We start from the raw sequence: 18,039 nt of genomic DNA on the forward strand, positions 1-18,039 counted from the left end.
ATCATATTACCTATCTAAGCCTCTCTCTGGAGAGTTTGTCAGTGTCGTCCAAAGCCCCTACTGTTCTGGTTTTAATCACTCTTTCGTAAGGTAATTAATCGTGCTTAATAGAATCAAGGCTGTAAGACATAAGCTGCTGCTGATATCGATAGCAAGTATTGTCGCCATGTCAGTCATATCGATGATCAGCTACCTATCTACCCAAAACTACAACCGAAGCTTTGCTCACTACCAGCAGATAGCCAGTACCAACGTGAGTATTGCGCAGATCGAGTCCAACTTATTAACTGCACGTATCAATGCCCTGACGTTTCAAGATACGCAAGATACACAATATGTAAGGAATGCAAACGCGCTGCTTAATACCAGCATTGAGCTGGCTAATTCAAATTTGACAAAAGCCAGTGACAGCGAAGACAAAGCGCTTTTTGAATCAATCCTAAGTGACATTCAAGCCTATAAACGCAATCTCGAGCAGTTTGCAGAGCTGCACCTCACTGTTGATAAAGACGCTGCTGCTGTCGAAACCGCACAGGGCTCTTGGAAGGCTATGCGCTCACTCGGTTTCGCCGTCGCGACTGATATTGCCGCTTTGCGAGAAAACGCTGTGGAAAATCAACTGACCGTGAAATCGCAGGTCGCTGAGGTTGGAGAGCAATCTCTTATCACCCTACTCATCGCTTGGCTCGTTGCGATTCCAATCATTTTCCTGCTGACCCGCGTCATTGGTAATAGCATTAGTAAACCCATCGAGGCAGCAAAACAGAAAATTTCTTCGATGTCGTCGGGGTATTTCACCGACACGACAACGGAGATCGTTGCTCAGGACGAAGTCAGTCAAATGTGCATTGAGCTCACGAAAATGGAGACCAAAATCTATCACGTCGTTAAAGAGGTCAGCTATTGCGGACAGCAACTGGCAGCCGCTTCTGAGCAGCTCTCTACTGTGAACCGTAATGTGTTGAATAACGCCCAAGAGCAACAACTCGAAACCGATCAAGTTGCGACCGCAGTGAACGAGATGTCAGCTGCGATCACTGAAGTGGCTCAGAATGCCAATAACGCCTCCACGGAAGCCGATGTCGCCACTAGCAGCGCAACAACGGGATCCGGTGTCATGTCGGAAACCATCACTAAAGTTTCTGGCCTTGCGGATCAAATGGGACATCTTGGACATGAAATATCGACCCTAAAAACCGGGACTGACGAAGTCGCAGATATCATGGAAGTAATTGACAATATCGCCCAGCAAACCAACCTATTGGCTCTAAATGCCGCGATTGAAGCTGCACGAGCCGGAGAGCAGGGCCGTGGGTTTGCCGTTGTCGCAGATGAAGTAAGACAGCTCGCTCAACAAACACAAGAAGCGGTCGAACAAATCGAAAACAAGATCAATACGCTACAGCAAAACACAAGTAATGTTGTCGACTCCATCAATGCCAGCCAAACCATGCTCAATGACACGGTTGACCAGGCAGACTCTGCTAGCCACGCATTCTCGCAAATTGCTGACAGCATTGAACTGACCAACGCGCTTAACTCACAAATAGCGGTCGCAACAGAAGAACAAAGCACAACCGCAGAAATGATCAACCAAAGCATCACGTCGGTAAGAGATCAGGTTGAAGAGACGCTGCAAACTATCAAAGAGAGCGGCGAAGCGGCAGACAGTTTATCTGAGATGTCCGTTAAGCTTGCCCAAGAAGTGCAGTTCTTCAATCTACAGGCTAGCTAATCCCAGTTACGTGAAAGGCATGATCAACTCACATGCCTTTCCACTCAGCATCTACTCGTTAATAACCCTATCACATTGCTATGAATCAATCTCATCACGGTGCATCGACGACTTGTCGAGTGTGCAAGCAACCTTTTCATGCCAACAGCACGTTACCTATTTGCCCTAAGTGCAGCGCACTTTTGCACGTATTTCACGAAGAACACCAAACAAACTTAAACGACCATCAACATGTCGAAGCTCTACTCGCGCTCGTCCTCATCGACCATGAACTTCATAGAACTCGCCGCAGCCTAAACGCGATAGACACGTTATCCAGCCATACGGTACAAGGGCTTCTGAACCAAGCTCAGGGTGAACTAAACAGACAGGTTGAACAACTGAACCTGTCATTGCTTGCGATTCCTCTATCTCTTCAAAAGGCCATCGGCGACGCTGTTTCTCAGTACCAAACTATGCTCAGTTTATTTATCATCGAATAAAAAAGAGGTCTTCAAGACCTCTTTTTACAAGCAATTCAGATTAATACTAGGAGCGCTTCGCTTTATAGAGCTCTTTATCCGCCCGCTCTATGGCACGTTGAAACGACTCACCCTTTTTCAATGCTGTCACTCCATAGCTGACTGAGACCGTCAGTCCATGATGATTCACGACATCGCTACCAATCGCGTGTTGTATTTTTCTCGCCACATCATGAGCAAAGTCCACTTCGCACCCAACGAGAACCACCAAAAACTCATCGCCACCAAGCCTTAATACATAGTCATTATCTCGAACGCCATCAACAAGCTTATCGGCTATGTACTTGATAGATTGATCGCCAAACGCATGACCAAACTTATCATTGATCCGCTTTAGACTATCTCCATCGATAGCGATGATACTCGTCGGTTGCGACTCAACCCGGGCAACAAAATAGTCATCATTGAGAATGCTTCGGTTGTACAGACCTGTAAGCTCATCTCGCTGAGCTTGAATCCGGACCTCTTTCAAAGCTGCGCGACTGAACTTGAGCTCGGCAAACTTTCGAAACAGCAAATAACTCATCAAAAAGTAAACAAACAGCAACCAAAAATAGTCGGTAAGCACTTTGAAAATGGGTACCCGATAGACAAAGATGGTTTGATTGTCAGCCACATGTTCTTCGGTATGGGAAAATCTCTCGAACGGGTAATCCGCGTACTGGATGATGTGTTGCTTGTAGGTACCATAAGATTTTTGAGCGATTTGTTTCCCATTCGCCAACAGCGCTGCTTCATCAACAGGCAAATCTATCGAAAAGTCTCCGATGATCTCGCCTTGATAGCGAACTGGACTCGAGATAGAGATAACCAATTGTCCATCAACCAGTTGATTCGCATACAGTGAAGAGATGACCACATTGTCACTCAGTTGGCGTTGCGAGGCATATTTCGCACAACTGTTATTGGACTGGCATTTCTCTCGACCAAAGTACGCCTCATTGACCACAAAGTCGTCATTCTTAATGTTGGTAAATAGCTTATTGCAGATAAAAGAGCGGTATTTGATCGGTACAAAGGCTCTTTGATAGATATCATCGAAGCTTTCGAGTAAGCGATTAAACTCAAGCAAGACAACCGCTGAGTGCGCGCAAATTTTGCTGTCGTCCATAGAATAAACCCGAGCGAATTTTTCTCCATACTGCTGCTTGGTGTAAGACAGGATAGAAGACATATCGGCTTCATTGCTCGCACTATTTTCGATTCGTTCACTCAAGTACTTAGAAAACAGAACCACATTCATTTTATGTTGATCAATAGCGGTCGTGATTCTAGAAAAGTATTCGAGCTCCCGTTTGACGAATTGATCAGACATGACCATGACGGTAAAGGTAAACGCGGTCAACGAGATGATCGTTGACCTCAAAATAATAGAAGAATCAAACATAGAAGATAACGACTCATTACTTAAGCATCGTGATAAGCTCAACGATATTGTTCGCATTGTATTTTTTCAGAATACGTGCCTTGTAGGTGCTCACTGTTTTTGCACTCAGTGAAAGTACCTCTGCGATATCAGCATTGCCTTTCCCCTGTATTAGGTAATCGAGCACCATTTTTTCTCGTGTGGAGAGCGGTTTGCCCAATTGACGCTGCTGATCTTTGTGCGGGAACTTGAAGTAGCTATACCCTTGCAGAATGCTTTCAATAGCACCGCCCAGCGTTTCCAAACTCTCCGATTTATAGACGAACCCATTGGCATTTAGCTTCATCGCTGTGTCCGCGTGTATTGCATTTTTGTCTGCGGACAAAAACAGGACCTTACCTCGGTACCCTCTCGCACGAATACGCGTTAAAAAGTCAAAGCCGTTGCTGTCTCCTAGATCAACATCGAGTACGAGCAAATCATAGTGCTGACTTGTCGCCAACTGCAGCGCTTTCTCTGCACTAGGCTCTGAGTCTACAGCCGATATATAAGGAAGCTGCCCTATCGTTGATTTAACCGCTGCACCTACGATTGGGTGGTCATCTACCACTAAACATTTCATACCTGCCCCTTTACTCATACATCATGCATACCGCTTCAATGGGCATAGGTTTGCCCGTCAGAAAGCCTTGGCACACTTCGATTCCCAATCGTTTGAGCTCATCAAACACGACTTCATCTTCAACGCCTTCAGCCACCAGCCTTAGTTCCAACTTTTGTGACAAATAGCGAATGGTTTTAACGATATTCAAATGAGAAGGGTTATGCGTGCAATCCTTAACAAAGCCGCGGTCGATCTTTATCTCTGTGAATGGGATAGACGAGAGCTTTGTCAAAGAAGAGGATCCCGTCCCAAAATCATCAATGGAAATACCGATACCATTTAAACGAAGTCTTGCTAGGTTCTTAAGCAGACACACCGATTCCACATAAGCATGAGCCTCTGTCAGTTCAAAGGTGAAATAGCAAGGATCCACGCCATGCGTTTGACACGTCTCCAGAAAGCTATCGGTGAAGTCCTCACGCAACAGGTTACGATCATTGATATTGATCGCGACTGGGTAGTGAAGTTTACCCTGTTCATAGTCTTGAATCGTATTGCGAAGGATCACGTCAAACAGCTCACCATCCAGTGATAGGCGCTCTACGTGTGGTAAAAACTCCGCAGGTGAAATGAACCCCTTAATTGGGTGTATCCATCTCGCCAGTACTTCAAAACCAATCACCTTGCCGTCAGCGAATCTAACTTTAGGTTGGTAGTAGTTCTTTATCTCTCGATTGGCCAGGGCCAGAAGCACCTCATCACCATTAATGCTTTGCTTGGGCATTCGAGAGCGCATGGACTTACAAAGCCCGCGAATCCGACTGATCTCCTGTACTAATTGCGAATCTTTATAAGGCTTTCTTAGATGACCTACTGTAGAGAAGCTGAATCGCTTACAAATGATTTTGATGGTATTGCTTATCGAATCGCCCATCCCAGTACAAATGACCACGGCAGACTTAACATTCATGCTACCCAATTCAACAATAAACTCTATACCATCCATCTCTGGCATATCCACATCGAAGAGGATGATGTCGTACTGCTCACCTTTGACGAGTTGCAACGCTTTGGCTGCGCTATTAGCGCAGGTGACGGCTCCATATTGAGCTAAACGACTGCTTAGTACAGTAAGTTGAATGTCGTCATCATCCACTATCAGCATCTTCATAATTCAACCTTCTGCATTGCTAAGTAGTTGTTTACATGAGCGACTTGTTGATTCATTTCCTCAATCAGCTCATCTAATATCCATTGCACTTCATCCAGCTCACATTGTTCTATCTGCAAAGCAATGTTCTCCACAGATTTAACGCCGAGGATCGCACTGCCTCCTTTTATTTTGTGAGCCACTTTTTTGATCGCCGATACAGTCTCGGCTTTCCCGAGCGCCGCAATATCTCTTTTCATGGAATCAACAAAGATGGTTGCTAGCTGAGCACGTTCACGCTCTGGAAATCCGAGAATCCAATCGGGGAACTCTGTCTTACTTTCTAAGTGATGAAATACCTGCAGATGAAGCTCTTCAAGCGTGTAGGGCTTGTTCAGTACGCCACTAAACACATTTTGACTCTCCTCGAGAACTTTCTTGGTATCGTTTATCGCCGTGCAGACGATAATTGGAATGTGCTGCTTCAAAGGGTTTGAGTGAATCGCCGTCGCCAAATCAACACCATCCATGTCTGGCATGTGATAATCAGTAAAGACAATATCGACAGACTCCTCGCTGATAAACTCGGTTGCATCCACGGCATTAGAAAAGGCATAGACGGTCGCGCCTAAATACTCCAATTGCAATCTCATGACACTCAGGTTGATGCTGTTGTCATCAACAATGACAACGCGCGCTGCAAACTTATCTGATGGTAAAACATCATCCGATCCCATCACCTCATCGATATGCTCAATACGGGAATAGATTTGATCCAGATATGAAGACTCATTGAGATTGAGCACAAAGTTATTACCGCGATGCAATAGAACCAACTGTTCATCATTGTCGTGAAACTTGACCGCACTAGTCTGCATTCCCCAACTGCTGAGCCATGGCGCTAGCTCTGGGCGAGACTTCGGTATCAACTTAACCTCTACGTGGTCTTTGTCTGAGTAGTGTTTTGCCTTTTCAAACGGTATGAATAGTTCGAAGCACGTTCCTTTACCGAGTTCAGAGTGACACTCGACCCGACCCTGCATCAGCTCCACCAATTGGTAAACGATGCTAAGCCCAAGCCCAGTACCACCAAACTTTCTAGTGGTAATGGCATCTTCAGCTTGCTTAAATGGCTGGATAGCGAGATCTATTTGCTCTGGAGTCATGCCGATGCCGGAATCGAATATCGTTAGTCGTAAATGCTCAGCCTCAACTTGATATTGAACCGACACCACTCCAGATTCGGTAAACTTAATCGCATTGGAAAGTAAGTTAGCCAGAACCTGCTTGATACGAACTCCATCGCAGTGGATCTTATCGATAACGGATATCTGTGGCGTAAACTCAAGATTGAGTGCTTTCTTTGCGGCCATCGGCTCAAATTGACGAACCACCTCACTGACCAACGCGAGTGGGGATGCGGGCTCATAGACCAAGGACAACTCGTTGGCTTCTAGCTTTGAAAAGTCCAGAACCGTATCTACCAGCCGGCTCAAGTGTGAAGCGGATTCATAGGCTTGCGACTGCAAAGTTGCGACTTTCTGCGAGAGTACCTCTGTTCTCATAAGCTCTAGCGCCCCTTGCAAACCAGCAATCGGTGTTCTTAGCTCATGACTCATCATGGCAAGAAAGCGTTCTCTGACTTTCACTGCCTGGCGCTCTTGGTGATTCGCCTCTAAGATACTGTTCTCATATCGTTTTTGCTCAGTAATGTCACTGATAGTGGTCAGCAAAAGTGAAGAACCACTGGTCGGGTCCTCAATGGATTTACTGGCTACCTGAACATCATGAAAGTTCAATTGACAGCCCTGCATGCGATACTGACCTTGTGGAAGGTTTTCTAACTGCCCTAATAGCAGCACATCCGTCGCCCGCTGCTCATCATGCAATAGACATTTCTGACACTGCCCTTTTTGAAAACTCGGACAGTTGGACAACTGAATTTCACCATCGGGTTTAGCGATAAAAATAATACTGTTGAATTCATTGATGATTTCTTGCAGTCGCTTGAGCTCTGCGTCTTTTTGTTGTACCTGACGTTCGCGGTGCTCAACCTTTAACTTGCTGTTCAACAGGGTCAGATACAAGACGCCCAATAGAGCAAACACTAAGATTAGAACCAACACACTGTAGTACCACACCGTCTGCTTTTTGTAGCCTTCGACCATCTCAAACTGTCGATAGCGGTTCTTTATCTTTAGTACTTCGCCATTATCAAATGTGCTGATCAACTGATTGATAAGAGTAAATAAAGCGGTATCTTGGTGCCTGACGGTAAACGCTAAGTTGAGCTCAAGTTCCGTATCGATAAGCGTATACTGCTCCCCTATGAGATTACTCACTGTAAACGTACTGGCGACATCTACCGGTAAGTAAATCACTGATAACTTGCCTTGCTCTAAATCCTTCAACATGACCTCGATGTCGTCATAGGCCACCAAATTTAACGTGGTCTCTGTTTGCAGTTGTTCTACATGACTAATCTTGGTTTGAATAAGGATCCCTGCTTTAGAGTCACTCTTGATCATTCCTGTATCACCCACGACACCACGATATTTCAGCGTCATGAAAGGCTGTGTCACCAAGTTATGAGCAACAGGATTACGACCAACGTAACTGACGACTCCCAAATCAGCGGAGGACTCGCTGTCCAATGGCAAATATTGAATATCAACCCCAACTCTGGATCCAAGCATGGACATAAAGTCCGGAATTGCACCTATGTAGGTCCCTGAAGATGACTGTGAGATAAGCGGTGGAAGATTATCACGCATCGAATACGTCACGACTTCATCCTCATGAAGCGAATGAAATGCTATCAACGCCTTATCCAGTAAATAATAAGGGTTCGATGACGAAAAGTAACTCGGCAGTCTATTGTCATTGGCAAGCTGGATCACTTTGTTAATGATATCCACCAACACGGACTGCTCGTAAGACGCAACTAATCGAACTTCTTCTCTCGGTAGCCATTTAGGAAATTCAATTGAGGCATGCAGATCATTATTTGAATCTACATAGTTGGCAATATTGATATAACTGGCGACCAAAGCATGCGCCTTTCCTGAATGCACTAAAGCCACGCCCATATCAAAGCTATCTACCATTGCTGGACGTTGATTGGTCTGCTGCTGGATAACCTCACAATAGACAGAGCCACTTAAACAAACCCAGCGCCTTCGTTCCTCGGGTCTGGTTGTATTGTGAGGATCGGCGAGGTAGACCGCAGTCGATGTCTGGTAAAACGGGTCAGAAAAAAGAACTTTTTTACGTCGCTCTTCCGTCATGCTGTAACCCATTGCAATATCCACTTCACCACGACTCACCGCATCGAAAACTGCGTCGATGTTTGGATACTTTTTAAGGGTAATAGGAAGATTAAGGATGGCCGCTAAGCTGCTCACATAGTCATTTGATGTCGAAAAATACTGCCCTACATACTCCCCTGGAGTATCTTGACTCTGCCTTGTCGCTAACACAGCAACGCGCAGTTTATCCTTCTTCGTTAAATACTCTCTCTCCTGCCCTGACAACATCAGTTCGTCAGCCAGTAGTAGTCCTGAGAAGCTAACGATGAATAAGGACAATACAGACGTTAACCAACGTTTCATAAGGCAGTACTCTCTTTGCTATTGAGTACGCATCATATGAACGACGATCTATTAGTCAAACGTACCCCAAAAAGAGTAATTAATATAATACACTGATATTAAGAACCTTTTTATAAGATGTAAGTCTAGGACTACATAAATCTCCTAATATTCCTACATATTTATAATACAAATAAATCCGAGAGAAGCTTAATAGAGAAGTGGGTTGCATCGCATAAAAAAGAAGCGGCTTGCGCCGCTCAAATCTACCGACAATCAGCGGTCGTTATCGACCACGTGGGGCAGTGCTCAAAACAGGTTTAGTGGAAGTTTTCATTTGTAGCTTTCAAACAACAGGTGATGAACTATTGACTAAAAGACTTGGCATTTTTCTAAGTAGATACTTTGATGGCTCAGTATACAAAGTAGCGACTTAACATTGCCTTAAAAACCTCAAAACCATGTAGTTACATTACCCAACCCGCTTTAGAGTTACAACTCTAAAGCGGCCATTTTTGGTATTTCGACAGTTTGTTCTATTAGCTATAAAGAGCCTCGATCAACCTCAATTAGGTTATAGTTACGTAAATAAATTACAAAAACCGCAAACCCAAGAAGTTGATTCCAATTAGCGTAAGACACAAGCCAAATCGTCTTCTCCCCACAGGTGCGTATAGTTGTCAATACGGCCAGAGCTTTCTCTAAATATCACAATGTAAAATTGACAAGGTGAAGTCCCCGAAATGACTGAAAACTAATTCGACGTACGCGCTGAAGTCTGAACAGAAAAAATTCGCGGAACTAGTTATTAATACTAAAAAAGGCACCTTAATTGGTACCTTTCACTAGTGCTCACAGGGCTAGTTTTGCGAATGTCGACTTACAGCAACTCCGAGACGACGTCTGCTAGCTGTAAGAAAGAGTCTCGTCTTGAAGAACTTGGACGCCATACGAGTCCAATATCTCGGTGCGCTTGCTGACCTGGAGGCTCAACCACGATCAAGTTTTGATTTTCCAAAAGACCGTGTTCTATCGCCATTTGAGGGATAAAAGTGGTACCTAGACCATTAGCAACCATCTGAACCAAGGTATGCAAACTGGTGGCACTGAATGGGTTAATCTTCTCTTTCTCTGTAAGCTTACAGGCGGAAACGGCGTGCTCCGTAAGACAGTGCTCGTTTTCTAGTAAGAACACAGATTCGTCGGGCAAGTCATCATATTTGATTGGGACGCGGATGTTGTCAGCCTGATTGCGACTGATTACCATCTTAAACGGGTCATGTCCCACAATGCAGCTTTCCATCGTGCCGATATCCATCGGGAGTGCAAGGATCAGTACATCCAGTTCACCATGGCGCAGCGCCGCAAGTAAGTTGGCTGTCGTGTCTTCTCTAAGTAGAAGGTTAAGCTGAGGATAGCGCGCATTAATTTCCTGAACCAAATCACACAACAAAAACGGCGCGATAGTCGGAATACAACCAAGCTTAAGCTGGCCTTGCATGACGTCGCCCTGGCAAAGACTACCTAATTCAATAAGATCCTGTCCCTTTGCCAGCAGCTCACGTCCCTGGGACACCACCATCTCACCCGCTTGAGTAAACACGAGCGGACTTTTCTTGTCTTTCTTTTCGTATAGAGGACAACCGATGAGTTCTTCGAGGTTTTGAATACCCTTACTCAGTGTCGATTGACTGACGAAACAACGTTCAGCGGCTTCACTAAAGTGTCGGGTTTCATGAAGGGTAACCAGGTAATGAAGCTGCTTTAAACTTGGCCATTTGTTCATGGTAACTGCCTGTTTTGGGACCAGAATCAAAAAAGGAATCGGCCGTGTAGCTTCATCGCTTTTTTCGATGGAATTAATCTATTAATTTCGCTTTTTTCAATACTACAATGTGTACTATAGTTTGTCTCGCACAAACACGGACCAAACCGAAAAGGTTTGAAATAAACTCTATTTAGGAGCAAAAAAAATGGTACTAGTTGGTCGTCAAGCCCCAGACTTTACTGCAGCAGCTGTTCTAGGTAACGGTGATATCGTTGAGAACTTCAACTTCGCTGAGTTCACAAAAGGTAAGAAAGCAGTTGTATTCTTCTACCCACTAGACTTCACTTTCGTTTGCCCATCTGAGCTGATTGCATTCGACAACCGCCTTGCTGATTTCCAAGCTAAAGGTTGTGAAGTTATCGGTATTTCTATCGATTCTCAGTTCTCTCACAACGCATGGCGTAACACTGCTATTGAAGATGGCGGTATCGGTCAAGTGAAATACCCACTTGTTGCAGACGTTAAACACGAAATCTGCAAAGCGTACGATGTTGAGCACCCAGAAGCAGGCGTTGCGTTCCGTGGTTCTTTCCTAATCGACGAAGACGGTCTAGTACGTCACCAAGTAGTTAACGACCTACCACTAGGTCGTAACATCGACGAAATGCTACGCATGGTTGACGCTCTTAACTTCCACCAGAAGCACGGCGAAGTTTGTCCTGCACAATGGGAAGAAGGTAAAGCAGGTATGGACGCATCTCCAAAAGGTGTTGCAGCGTTCCTATCTGAGCACGCGGAAGACCTTTCTAAGTAATTCGAGCCTTCACCCTGCGCTCAATCAGGGTTGATGGTTGGACATATATAAAGCGGAAAACGCACGCCAATCATTGAAGAAGAAACGAGTTAGCCAAAAAACAAAGCCCGAGTCACCGACTCGGGCTTTTTCTGTTTCCAGAACCGATTGTCAGAGATATATTGAGAGCAGTATTTCTACTGAGAATCACAATGAGTTACCAACTTGAAGTCTGTATCGACAATATCGAGTCACTCGCTTATGCCATCGCCGGCGGTGCAACTCGTATAGAGTTATGCTCCTCACTTGCCCTAGGCGGTTTAACCCCTAATGCAGGACTTATCAAACAAGCGGTTCAATCTTCTTCCATCCCTATTTACGTCATGATTAGGCCTCGCCAAGGTGATTTCCTTTATGACTGTGACGATGTGGAAATCATGGCAGAAGATATTCGCACCGCTGCCAAATATGGTGCGAGTGGCGTCGTCCTTGGTCTTCTCGACAAAGAGGGACATGTTGATATGCCACACTCCATTCGACTGGTTAAACTCGCCCGTGAACTTGATTTAGGCGTCACATTTCACCGTGCATTCGATCAATGCCGGCACCCAGAGCAAGCGTTAGAGGATGTCATCGCACTCGGTTGTGAGCGAATACTTACTTCTGGACTGGCAGCGAGCGCGTCTGAGGGGGTAGCGACCTTGAGCGTCATGGTGAAACAAGCAGAAGGCAGGATCGCTATCATGGCTGGAGCAGGCGTATCTTCAGAGAATGTAGCTTCTATTATTGCCACCAGCGGAGTCAACGAAGTGCACCTGTCAGGCAAGTCAACTCGTCAAAGTAAGATGCATTATATTGCCGACGATGCCAAGATGGGGGCGAGCGATATCGACGATTTTGCGATTCCTATTACCAGTATTGAGAAGATTCGCGCTGTCACTAAGGTGCTAAACTCACTGTAAACACCTAGGTTATTCAAGGAGAAGGATTTCTATGGGCAAAAAGAACAAGATGGATAAAAAGCTCTATGAAAGCGAGCTGGCTAGGTTACAGATTGAGTTAGTAAAGCTACAAGAGTGGGTAAAGCACGAAGGTTTGAAAGTTGTCGTTGTTTTTGAAGGTCGAGACGCCGCTGGTAAAGGTGGCGTTATCAAGCGTATTACTGAAAAACTCAACCCACGAATTTGCCGTGTTACTGCCCTACCTGCACCAACGGAAAAAGAGAAAACGCAATGGTATTTTCAGCGCTACGTAGCTCACCTACCGTCAGCTGGGGAAATCGTACTGTTCGACCGCAGTTGGTATAATCGCGCCGGTGTTGAGAAAGTCATGGGCTTTTGCAGCGAAGAGCAGTATCAAGAGTTTTTGCGCTCTTGCCCGGAGTTTGAACGCATGTTGGTGCGCTCTGGCATTATCTTACTTAAGTACTGGTTTTCGGTTTCCGATGAAGAGCAAGAGAAGCGTTTTCTGGAGCGAGTCAACACGCCTATCAAGCGCTGGAAGTTCAGCCCTATGGATTTAGAGTCTCGTAACCGCTGGGCTGAATATTCGGAAGCCAAAGACACCATGTTCTCATATACCGATACTAAACAGTGTCCATGGTGGGTGGTACCCTCCGATGATAAGAAGCGAGCTCGATTAAACTGTATCAGTCATTTGCTCAGTCAGATTGAATACCAAGAAGTCAGCTATCCAGACATCACACTGCCTGAATTAAACAAAGACGGCTACATGCGAACGCCGATCGAAGAGCAATCTTTCGTCCCCGATAATTATGAATGATTCGACCAATCTTTTTTACAAAGCTGATCTCAACTTATTGAGAACATTCCGCATATTGCTGCACGAGCGCAATATGCGAAAAACCGCTGAACGACTTTTTGTCACTCAACCCGCGGTCAGTCAGGCACTGCAAAAGCTTCGCACGATCTTTGACGATGAACTCTTCGTTAAGGTTCAAGGCGGTCTTGACCCTACTCCGTTTGCTCTTCAACTGGAAGACAAAATCGCGCCTTATCTTGATGGATTAGAAACAGCCCTCAATAACTTAAATGAGTTCGAGCCTTCCGAGCTAAGCGGAACCATTAAAATCGCGCTCGCACCTATTGTGATGGCGTCTTTGGCGGGAGGGTTATTTACAGAAATTCGCCAACAAGCGCCAAACGTTAATCTCGAGCTGCTTAGCTGGAGTCAAACCACCGCAGAGCAAATACGCAGTGGTGAAGTTTTTTACGGCGTGCATTACGATCTCGAAAACCTATCGAAAGAGTTAGCGCGAGACAAGATCTTCGACTTAGAGGGTCGCATCATCGTCAGAAAAGAACACCCGATTAAGAAGTCAGTTATTACGCCTTTAGACTCTGTCGGCTATGAACTCACCTCGCTCATCTCTCCTGGATGGAATGACCACTTTAGTTACGCAAGTCATATTCTCGAACGTCAGGGGTATACACCTAAGGTCGGCTTTCGCTCAGAAATGCTGCTCGCACTTATCGATGTGATTGAGTCTACGGATATGCTCCTGCCCCACTCCAATCTATTCCCGATACACAACTACCCAAACTTAAGATCACTTAAGGTGGAAGTCGACAATCAGACTTACACCAAGAGCCTATTTGGTTATGTCCACAATAAGAATCGCCACTCTCCCAAAGCAAAGTGGATTGAGTCGATCATCAAACGAAAGCTTCCTCTCCATACCGATAAGCATCGCTAATAAACGCTATTAGCGACGCTTTTTAGTCACCAATCAGCAAAGCCGCTACCATCGGCGCACTTTCCTGTTTGTCTGTGATTAGGTATTACTATGAAAAAGCTACTACTTCCACTCTGTGCCGCGTTATCGATGGGTGCACAAGCGCAGAGTATTCATGTGTCACCCGATGTCAAAATCGGCGTATTCAATGGAGCAGGGATACAGCTTGGCGTTGCGGATGCGTTAGGAATGGATGCGGTCTATTTCAGTTATGCCCACAAATACTACGACACTGACCGCTACGATGAGACAATCAACTCATATCGTCTCGGTCTACAGCACATGTTTGGCGACCGAGAAAACTATGGTCTTCAGGCAGAGATTGGAGTAGCCAATTATCGAGGTGAGAAACGCACCAATAGTGAGCTTTCACACCGAGATGCAAACGGACTTAGCATCAGTGCAGGGTATGTCTATATGCTGAATCCAAGCTTTGGTCTGAGAACGGGGTTTGACTACGACGTGTTTGGTGCGAGCAACACCTTTATCTCAATGGGCTCACACTTTTCACTCAACTTTGGTGTGGTTGGGCGCTTCTAACTTAGCTACAGAATGTCGTTTATCGCTTTCTCATCAAGGTGGCGTACGTCCTTGCCCTTAACGAAGTAGATGATGTACTCACAGATGTTCTGACAGCGGTCACCGACACGCTCTATCGCTCTTGCTGACCACATGACCTGAAGGATATTTGGGATATTCTTTGGGTCTTCCATCATGTAAGTCATCAACTGACGAATTACAGCTTCATACTCAGCATCCAACTTATCGTCTAACTTGTACACCTCTGCTGCCGCATCCACATCCATACGAGCAAAGGCATCCAATACCTGATGCAACATTGCAATCGCTTGGCGGCACAGCGGCTCTAAGGAGACGTGAAACTTTTGATGCTTCGTCGATGGTTGCTCAATAGCAACATAAGCGATGCGTGTGGCAACATCACCAATACGCTCTAGATCGGTAATGGTTTTGATGATCGCCATAACCAAACGAAGATCTTTCGCCGTCGGCTGTCGCTTAGCGATGATACGAGTACAGGCTTCATCGATAGATACCTCCATCGCATTCACCTTATGGTCATCTCGTACCACTTTGCGGGCGAGCTCAATATCGTCTTTGTGCAATGCTTGCATCGCAAACGACAACTGCTGTTCCACTAAGCCTCCCATGGTCAAAACATGGGTACGAATAGACTCAAGCTCGGCATTAAACTGACCTGAGATGTGACGACCAAAATGCATGTGTGAAGGTTTCCTGTTTTAAACTAAGGCTAGTCTCATTAGCCGTATCGACCAGTGATGTAGTCTTCCGTTTGTTTTTCAATCGGTGAAGTAAATATAGTATCTGTATCCGCGTACTCTACCAGTTTTCCTAAATGAATAAACGCAGTATGGTCACTAACGCGCGCGGCTTGCTGCATATTATGGGTAACGATCACAACCGTATACTTGGTTTTCAAATCGTTAATCAGCTCTTCAATGGTTAGGGTAGAAATAGGATCGAGCGCCGAGGTCGGCTCATCAAGGAGCAGTACTTCTGGCTCAATGGCGATAGCTCGCGCGATGACCAAGCGTTGCTGCTGACCACCAGAGAGTCCAAACGCATTTTCGTGAAGACGGTCTTTTACTTCATCCCATAGCGCTGCTGCACGCAGTGAACGCTCTACAGCATCGTCGAGATTACGGCTGTTCTTCACCCCTTGCAGCCTAAGACCATAGACGACATTCTCATAGATCGACTTAGGGAAGGGGTTCGGCCTTTGGAACACCATGCCCACACGGCGACGCAGTGTCGCCACATCGACTTTAGGGTGATAAACATTACCACCATGCAACTTCACCTTGCCCTCGACAGTGCAGCCTTCGATCAGATCATTCATTCGATTGATGCAGCGCAGAAGGGTCGACTTGCCACACCCGGAAGGACCGATGAACGCAGTGACCTGTCCTTTAGGAATACGCATCGACACATTATCTAGCGCCTGCTTATCGCCATAGTACAGATTCAAGTTTTCAATAGCGATGGCGGTTTGATCATCGCTTAGGTTGTTCACATCTAAAGGCGTTGGATAGCCCAAAGTTTGGTTGATAGAAAACATGCTTAATCTTGTCCTAATGTGCGATATTTTTCGCGCAGGTTATTTCGTATTGCTATTGCGGTTAAGTTTAGCCCAACGACAACGGTCACCAGCAAGAAAGAGGTAGCGTAAACCAATGGCCTTGCCGCCTCAATATTAGACGTCTGAAAACCGACATCATAGATATGAAAACCCAGATGCATAAATTTGCGTTCAAGGTGCAAAAACGGGAACTGGGAATCAACCGGTAAGCTGGAAGCCAGTTTCACAACACCCACCAGCATAAGAGGTGCTACCTCGCCAGCGGCTCTCGCAACCGCCAAAATAAGCCCAGTGATAATCGCAGGGCTTGCCATAGGCAAAACGATACGCCAGAGCGTTTCAGATTGGGTTGCCCCCAGCGCAAGCGATCCATGTCGGGCCGATAGCGGAATTCGATTCAAACCTTCTTCTGTGGCAACAATCACCACAGGTAGCGTGAGAATGGCGAGCGTCAATGACGACCACAACAGCCCTGGCGTACCAAATGTAGGTGCAGGCAAGCGCTCAGCGTAAAACAATGAGTCTATCGAGCCACCTATGGTGTAAACAAAAAAGCCTAAGCCGAAAACACCATAAACAATAGAAGGTACACCAGCAAGGTTAATAACCCCGACCCGTATCATCCGAGTGAGTAGGTTATTTTCGGCGTATTCATGTAGATAGACCGCAACCAATACACCAAGCGGCATCACCATGACCGACATGATAATTACCAACAATACGGTGCCGAAGATCGCGGGGAACACACCACCTTCAGAGTTCGACTCACGTGGCTCATCGGAAAGAAACTTCCATACCTGTCCCCCCCAATGAGATAGCTTATCTGGGTAGTTCATTTGGTTGGGGTACCAGAAATCGAGCACTCGGTTAAGTCCAATCTCTAAACGCTCGCCGCGCATATCTTCAACGACCAAAACCTTACTCGCTAGCTCAGCGCGCAGTTCATCAAGCTCAACTTCCGTTTGGCTCAATTGCTGGCGGATAATCGCATTTTGCTGCTGATAGCGCTCACTTAGTTCATCGGTGAGCACACCGTTGAGTTTGTCTCGACGCTGCTTAAGACGCAGAGCCTCAAGCTGATGGTTCAGGCCTTTAAGCCTTCTCTCGATAATGGCGTCGATTTGATCTCTGGTCATTTCAATCTGGCTAAGCTCTATTCTGAGCAAGCTTTCCAGCGACGTATTAACCTCACCCTGCGGACCTTTTAGAGCCAGAATTCGTCCGAAAAAGTCACCGCCACGCGTACGCTCAATAACCACTAAGTCGCTCGGGGTTTGCTGCTGATGAAGCTCGGAGGAAAGCAGCGAGACAAAATCAATACCGTAAAGATCTCGGTTAGCTATCTTGATGCTATAGCGCTCCACCTTTCCGGCTTCTAAAACCTCTTGAGGCAGCAGTTCGTTCGCATTCGGAATGTTATAAGTCGGCACCCAAGTCTTCGAATACACCTGACCGATTAATGCTGAGCCGTTATCATCTTGCCATTGATATAAGGGAGCCGGCCAGAAATAGGTAAGACCGCGCCAACCAATGAGCAGCAGTAGTCCTAATACGGAAATCAGACTGATGCTTACCGCGCCCCCTGTTAGCCAAACCCAAGGCGCACCAGATTTGAGCCACTTAAACATAGCTGGGCTC

15 protein-coding genes are annotated in these 18,039 nt (G+C 45.9%); 7 read left to right on the forward strand and 8 right to left on the reverse strand.

Annotation, left to right across the window (positions count from 1 at the left end):
* Positions 1-100 precede the first annotated feature (100 nt).
* Both LY387_RS13240 and LY387_RS13245 read left to right on the forward strand, forming a co-directional pair.
* On the forward strand, positions 101-1,735 hold the full coding sequence (locus LY387_RS13240) for a methyl-accepting chemotaxis protein (protein WP_234494444.1): 1,635 nt from the start codon (positions 101-103) through the stop codon (positions 1,733-1,735).
* Positions 1,736-1,815: 80 nt separating this feature from the next.
* Positions 1,816-2,217, forward strand: coding sequence for a hypothetical protein (locus LY387_RS13245; protein ID WP_234494445.1), 402 nt, complete (start codon positions 1,816-1,818; stop codon positions 2,215-2,217).
* A gap of 46 nt (positions 2,218-2,263) precedes the next feature.
* Here LY387_RS13245 and LY387_RS13250 read toward each other — a convergent pair whose 3' ends face one another.
* From LY387_RS13250 to LY387_RS13270, 5 genes are all read right to left on the reverse strand, one after another.
* Positions 2,264-3,643 carry a GGDEF domain-containing protein gene (locus tag LY387_RS13250; RefSeq protein ID WP_234494446.1) on the reverse strand — a complete coding sequence of 460 codons (1,380 nt, stop codon included), beginning with the start codon at positions 3,641-3,643 and terminating at the stop codon, positions 2,264-2,266.
* A gap of 16 nt (positions 3,644-3,659) precedes the next feature.
* The gene (locus LY387_RS13255; RefSeq protein WP_234494447.1) at positions 3,660-4,244 is read right to left on the reverse strand and encodes a response regulator transcription factor; all 585 of its coding nucleotides are present in this window, start codon (positions 4,242-4,244) and stop codon (positions 3,660-3,662) included.
* A gap of 10 nt (positions 4,245-4,254) precedes the next feature.
* Positions 4,255-5,397 (reverse strand): EAL domain-containing response regulator, encoded by a 1,143-nt coding sequence (locus LY387_RS13260; RefSeq protein WP_234494448.1) that lies wholly within the window; start codon positions 5,395-5,397, stop codon positions 4,255-4,257.
* The gene (locus LY387_RS13265) at positions 5,394-8,987 is read right to left on the reverse strand and encodes an ATP-binding protein (RefSeq protein WP_234494449.1); all 3,594 of its coding nucleotides are present in this window, start codon (positions 8,985-8,987) and stop codon (positions 5,394-5,396) included. The genes LY387_RS13260 and LY387_RS13265 overlap by 4 nt, the downstream gene beginning before the upstream one ends.
* Positions 8,988-9,846: 859 nt before the next feature.
* Positions 9,847-10,752: a hydrogen peroxide-inducible genes activator gene (locus LY387_RS13270; RefSeq protein ID WP_234494450.1), complete on the reverse strand. Its 906-nt coding sequence runs from the start codon at positions 10,750-10,752 to the stop codon at positions 9,847-9,849.
* Positions 10,753-10,939: 187 nt separating this feature from the next.
* Here LY387_RS13270 and LY387_RS13275 point away from each other — a divergent pair, with 187 nt between their 5' ends.
* The 5 genes from LY387_RS13275 (at position 10,940) to LY387_RS13295 (ending at position 14,822) form a co-directional block, all read left to right on the forward strand.
* Positions 10,940-11,548 (forward strand): peroxiredoxin, encoded by a 609-nt coding sequence (locus LY387_RS13275; RefSeq protein ID WP_042476179.1) that lies wholly within the window; start codon positions 10,940-10,942, stop codon positions 11,546-11,548.
* Between the two features lie 191 nt (positions 11,549-11,739).
* Entirely contained in the window at positions 11,740-12,489 is a 750-nt protein-coding gene (locus tag LY387_RS13280) for a copper homeostasis protein CutC (protein WP_234494451.1), read from the forward strand.
* A 31-nt stretch (positions 12,490-12,520) separates the two neighbouring features.
* Positions 12,521-13,309, forward strand: coding sequence for a polyphosphate kinase 2 (gene ppk2, locus LY387_RS13285; protein ID WP_234494452.1), 789 nt, complete (start codon positions 12,521-12,523; stop codon positions 13,307-13,309).
* Positions 13,302-14,243, forward strand: coding sequence for a LysR family transcriptional regulator (locus LY387_RS13290; RefSeq protein ID WP_234494453.1), 942 nt, complete (start codon positions 13,302-13,304; stop codon positions 14,241-14,243). Before ppk2 ends, LY387_RS13290 begins: the two co-directional genes overlap by 8 nt.
* A gap of 90 nt (positions 14,244-14,333) precedes the next feature.
* Complete coding sequence (locus tag LY387_RS13295; protein ID WP_234494454.1) at positions 14,334-14,822, forward strand: DUF481 domain-containing protein; 489 nt, start codon at positions 14,334-14,336, stop codon at positions 14,820-14,822.
* 5 nt (positions 14,823-14,827) lie between these two features.
* On the opposite strand, the gene phoU is transcribed toward LY387_RS13295, so the two are convergent.
* From phoU to pstA, 3 genes are read right to left on the reverse strand one after another with little or no spacing between them, the layout of a single operon-like run.
* Positions 14,828-15,523, reverse strand: a complete 696-nt coding sequence (phoU, locus tag LY387_RS13300) for a phosphate signaling complex protein PhoU (protein WP_128647928.1) — start codon at positions 15,521-15,523, stop codon at positions 14,828-14,830.
* Positions 15,524-15,561: 38 nt separating this feature from the next.
* The gene (gene pstB / locus LY387_RS13305) at positions 15,562-16,380 is read right to left on the reverse strand and encodes a phosphate ABC transporter ATP-binding protein PstB (RefSeq protein ID WP_234494455.1); all 819 of its coding nucleotides are present in this window, start codon (positions 16,378-16,380) and stop codon (positions 15,562-15,564) included.
* A gap of 2 nt (positions 16,381-16,382) precedes the next feature.
* The gene (gene pstA, locus LY387_RS13310) at positions 16,383-18,029 is read right to left on the reverse strand and encodes a phosphate ABC transporter permease PstA (RefSeq protein ID WP_234494456.1); all 1,647 of its coding nucleotides are present in this window, start codon (positions 18,027-18,029) and stop codon (positions 16,383-16,385) included.
* Positions 18,030-18,039 lie beyond the last annotated feature (10 nt).

It is taken from the genome of Vibrio maritimus (genome assembly GCF_021441885.1).
Classification (GTDB): domain Bacteria; phylum Pseudomonadota; class Gammaproteobacteria; order Enterobacterales; family Vibrionaceae; genus Vibrio; species Vibrio maritimus_B.